General features: G+C 41.3%; 3 protein-coding genes and 1 pseudogene. 2 read left to right on the forward strand and 2 right to left on the reverse strand.

What is annotated here, in order from left to right; genetic code table 11:
- Positions 1–55: 55 nt before the first annotated feature.
- Both AAFP11_RS29655 and AAFP11_RS29660 read left to right on the forward strand, forming a co-directional pair.
- On the forward strand, positions 56–292 hold the full coding sequence (locus tag AAFP11_RS29655) for a Calvin cycle protein CP12 (RefSeq protein WP_340523515.1): 237 nt from the start codon (positions 56–58) through the stop codon (positions 290–292).
- Between the two features lie 236 nt (positions 293–528).
- The gene (locus tag AAFP11_RS29660) at positions 529–1,149 is read left to right on the forward strand and encodes a DUF3177 family protein (RefSeq protein WP_341740227.1); all 621 of its coding nucleotides are present in this window, start codon (positions 529–531) and stop codon (positions 1,147–1,149) included.
- 103 nt (positions 1,150–1,252) lie between these two features.
- On the opposite strand, the gene AAFP11_RS29665 is transcribed toward AAFP11_RS29660, so the two are convergent.
- Both AAFP11_RS29665 and AAFP11_RS29670 read right to left on the reverse strand, forming a co-directional pair.
- Positions 1,253–4,654 (reverse strand): ATP-binding protein, encoded by a 3,402-nt coding sequence (locus AAFP11_RS29665; protein ID WP_341740228.1) that lies wholly within the window; start codon positions 4,652–4,654, stop codon positions 1,253–1,255.
- 237 nt (positions 4,655–4,891) lie between these two features.
- Positions 4,892–5,074: pseudogene (locus tag AAFP11_RS29670) on the reverse strand (RNA-guided endonuclease TnpB family protein); the annotation flags it as partial.

A 5,074-nucleotide genomic window follows, 5' to 3' on the forward strand; every position in this document is an offset into this window, starting at 1 on the left:
CGATAGGTTCTATAGAGCAACAAAAACCTTTCCTCTATTGATGATATAGGTGAATATGACAACAACACCCGCGGGCAACATCCAAGAAAAAATTGAAGAAGAACTCGTAAACGCTCGTGCAGTCTGCGACGTAAGTGGCAGCACGTCTGGCGAGTGTGCGGCCGCCTGGGACGCAGTTGAAGAACTTCAAGCAGAAGCCTCTCACCAAAAGCAAGTTAAACCTAAGAATTCCTTTGAACAATATTGCGACAACAATCCTGACGCTGCTGAGTGCCGCATCTACGAGGAATAAACCTGCAATTTAGAGATTGAAGCAAAAGGTGAGGGCGAAATTTGCCCTCTATCCTTTTCTTTAGCTCGATCGCAAAAACACAGGTAGTCACAATGCGTCTGATAGTTCGCACTACGCAGCCTAGATCTGCCAAAAGTGAAGCAGCAACAGGAACATGACAAGATGTCCCAGTTGCTGATTTTTTGGCTTTTTTGTAGTAAGATTTTCCACAAATAAGTGAGTATATTTTCCCAAAGATGTTAAGTCTTTTATTGGCAGCGACCGGACCTTGGTTTCAACCGCTAGTCTGGATGGATTATCGGTTGTCTGTGTTATTAACGGTTTCGATCCCGCTGGTAGTGCTGATTTGGGCTGTTTTTGCTTCTTCTGAGGCGATCGTCCGTTTGTCGATTATCTATTGGCGAGTGGCGAGTTTGCTAGCAATTACACTTTACCTAATGATCGCAGCCCTGCCTGTGGGCTTTGTGTCGTCGGCGATCGCCAGGGCTTTGATTCCTGCTAGTTTGTGGTTTTGGGCGGATTTGAACGAAGAAATTGCCGATCGACCCCAGTCGCCTCTGAAACTGGCTTTTACTGCTTGGCGATGGGCGATTACTGTTTACAGCGGATTGGGTGCGATCGCTCAAATTCCCTTCTTAACTTGCGCCTTCCAATCTCAAAGTCAAATCATTGAGGAACCATTTTGCCGCATTTGGCTTGACCCACCTTGGCTGTACAAACAGATGTTTCACCCTCACACTAACCCTCAATTTTTGGGGTTTTTAGCGATGATAGGTTTAGCAATTTATGTAGTTTACTTATCCTATTTTGTGTTAATCAGACTGGGCAAACAAGGGCGATCGGCTACGGGTCAGTAAATTAATTAGGACCGATATCGATTTGGGTGACACCAAATTTTTGACAGTTGACAGTTGACTGTTAACTGTTGATTCCAAATCCCCAATCCTCAATCCCTATTCCCTATTTTTCAGTCAAAGCTTCCACCCCTACCCAGCCATCCGGTGCTCCGTACATTCGATACTTACGAGCTCGTTTGAAATAGAGCATTGCTACCTTATCTTCAGGATTAATTTGTAAAATATTCTGAAAAGTCTTTTGTGCAGAAACAAATTTTTGTTGATAGTACAAATCTAAACCTTGTTGAAAAACCTCCGCAGTTTGCTGTTTGAGTGCAATAGTTTGCTCTGTTTCTGTATCGTAAATCTCAAACACCGACACAGCAGTTGTTTTCCCTTTCACTGTGACTCGATCAACAAATCGGTACTTATATTGTTCGCGATCGCTCAAAGCATATATAACAGCATCGCTAACTAAAATTCCAGCACCATAAACCTTAGTCAACCCTTCCAAACGAGAAGCCAGATTCACCGCATCAGCAATCACTGTACTTTCCATCCGTTCTCGCTCACCAATTGTGCCCAACATTAAATTACCAACGTGTAAACCAATGCCGATCGAAATAGGAGCCAAGCCACTTTCTTGTCGCTGTTGGTTATAAACATTTACTTCTTTCTGCATCTCAATGGCTGCTCGAACCCCATCATCAGGAAAAGTAGGAAACAGTGCCATGACTGCATCCCCAATATATTTGTCAATAAACCCATTATTTTTTCTAATTGCTGGGCTAACTCTGCCTAGATAGTTATTAATAAAAGCAAAATTTTCTGTAGGTGTCATTTGTTCTGACAGCACCGTAAATGAGCGAATATCAGCAAACAAAACAGTCATCTTTCTTTCTTTATTTTCCCCTAATCTAACTTCAATAATACTAGGCTTTTCAAGCAAATTCAAAAAATCGTGAGGCACAAATCTGCCGTAAGCTGCATTCAATTTTGCCAAACGAATTTGAGTATTAATTCTGGCCAACAATTCCTTTTTGATAAAAGGTTTAGTTACATAATCATTAGCTTCTAAGTTAAAAGCTTCTACCAAATCAGAGGTTTGATTTTTCGCAGTCAACATCAAAATCGGTAATTCTAAAGGCGAGTATATTTTGCGAACTTCTCGACACACTTCATAACCAGTCATCCGGGGCATCATGACATCAAGTAACATTAAGTCAGGCTTAAATCCATTTTCGATCAAACTTAAGGCTTCCAGCCCATTGCTAGCTTGAGTAATCGCATAATTTTCAATAGAAAGACTGTTGATTAACACCTGAATATTAATCGGCTCATCATCGACAATCAAGATTTTAATTTTATCATTTGGCAGTAGTTCTTCATTAGCTGGTAACTGAGAATGTATCATCGGTAATTCGGCTGTAACCTGATGATTGATTAAATTGCGATCGCCCTCCTGAGCCAGAAGGGGATACCTGCTGCTAGCTTCTGGTTGACTTTCAGAGACTGGCAAAGTAAACGTAAATTGAGAACCAACTCCTACAGTTGAAGATACCCGAATTTGGCCTCCGTGCAATTCAACTAATTGCTTCACCACAGCCAAACCTAAACCCGTACCACCAAATTCTCTAGCAGTGGAACCGTCAGCTTGTTCAAAGGATTCAAAAATTCGCTCTAATTTTTCCTCGGCGATGCCAATGCCGGTGTCCGAGACAGTAATCGCTACTTGGGAACTAGGTGTTGATGATTTTTCATTGTCCCTTAACAATTCTGCTGAAATTTCTACATTCCCATTTTCCGTAAATTTAATCGCATTACCGATTAAATTGTAAAGTATTTGTTCTAAACGATTTTCATCGGCGGCCACTGGTGGCAATTCTGGACTGATGGAATTGATTAACAGTAAATTTTTGTTACCTACTGAGGGCTTAGATAAAGTCAGAATTATGTAGACAATTTCCCGGATACCAACGGGTTTAATTTGCAGATCTAGAGTTTTGTGCTTGAGTTGAGAAAAGTCTAGAATGTCGTTAATTAAAGATGACAGTCTTTTGCCAGAAGATGAAATCAAAGCTAAGTTCATATTAGTTTTTTCTGGCAGTGTTCCGGTAGCACCGTCTATTAAAGATTCTGCAATACCAATAATCCCGTTGAGGGGAGTGCGGAGTTCGTGGGAAGTATTGGCTAAGAATTCGTCTTTGAGTTTGTCCAGTCGCTGCAATTCGCTATTTTTAGTTTCTAAGGCGGTAAAAGATGCTTGCAGTTGTGCAGCCATACTATTAAAAGCTGTGGCAAGTATGCCTAATTCGTCGCTTCTATCGAGTTTTACAGTTCTGTCAAATTGTCCTTCAGATAAAGCTGTGGCTGCGTCTTTCAGTTCGAGAATAGGTTTGACAATCCAGCGGGATGTCCAAATTCCCACCACTGTTGCCATCGCCAAAGCAGCTAGACATAGCAGCACTGTAGTGCGGGTGTTGGCATCAATCTGTGCCATAAAGTCGGCTTCGGGAACAACGACGACAATTAACCAATCTAAACCTTTGCCGTCTTTAAATGGCAGAACTTTTAAAAATTGCTGTTTCCCGTTAATTGCAAAATTGATTTGCTGGGAGTTTTCAATTTTGTGCAAGTCTTCAAATTTAGTTGCTAAATATTTAGCTGTTGCTTGAGTTACAGCATCGCTACTTTCGGTAACTTTAAACAGTTCTTTTTTAGTTTTTTGAGTTCTAAAAGGTTTTTCGGCTGTGGAAGTTGCAAGGAGTATGCCGTTTTTGTCTACAATAAATGTCTGACCTGATTTGCCGATTTTGAGGCTATTTAAAAATTGACCTATGGCATCGAGACGCAAAGCTGTAACTAAGACCCCTTCTAGCTGTTTTTGGCTGTTGTAGACTGGTTTGAGGGCACTGATGATTAATGTTGGTTCGAGGAAGGATACGTAGACAGAACTCCAAGTGGCTTTACCTTCTAAGGCGGCTAAGGTATAAGAAGGGTGTTGTCGGATATCAAAATTTTTGACAACGGCTGCTACTGTGGTCCGATCGCCTTTATCGTTGGTATGGTAGGAATGAAAGTCAAAACCTGTGGAGGGGCCTGATGCGTTAATCAATAATGTGCCATCGGACATCTTTTCTCCCGTGCGATACTCTCCATTTTTATTGCCCAGCGACGTAAAATTAATGTAAGGGTATAGTTGCACTTGTCTCCATAGATATTTCTCCCAAGCTGACAAGTCTTTCATGTTCACAAAACCCAATGTCACAGCATCTTGTTTGCTTTGATTAATCTGGTGAGGAGTTTCTAGATAGGTTTTTAAATTTTGTTCAATGCGATTGCTGACTTCGCTCATCAATTGACCAGCCAGGTCATTTACTGACCTTTGGCCGTTTTTAAATGATAAATATCCCACCAGTCCCACGGCTGCAAATACTTGCAACACAAAGGGTACTATGACCACTGTTCGTAAATTAACTTTTCCTGAAAGTTGAGCAGCTAAATTTTTTAGAAAAAAAGTTGACATAGCAATCACTTATCTTAGAATAGTTAGTTGGGCGATCGGCTGGAATCTACACCCCTGTTAAGTGTTTTGTTTTTAAACTAATTTTGACACTCCCCGGTCTGAAGACGCGGGGATTCTTAAGGAGAAAATTTGGGGGATGAATCCACCCAAAGTTTAATTCTTAAAGGGTTAGTCAGCAACCCTCTACCCACTCGCTCAATTATTGAGTCTGTGGCTACTTTTGATTTTCTGATGATATTACCCGAAGTGTTCTTTACCTTTGTTTCCTAGAGGCAGTCTCACCCGATCGCACTCTATTTTCAAGGCTTGTCCCGGATAGGAAATCTGGTACATACCGCCGGGAGTTCTGTACTTGGGCAATCTCGGTTTTTGATTAAGTTGCCCTTTCTTGGCTAACTTTTCTAAGGCTCGGAAAGAGCT

The sequence above is a fragment of the Microcoleus sp. CAWBG640 genome, from assembly GCF_020883015.1.
GTDB lineage: Bacteria > Cyanobacteriota > Cyanobacteriia > Cyanobacteriales > Microcoleaceae > Microcoleus > Microcoleus anatoxicus.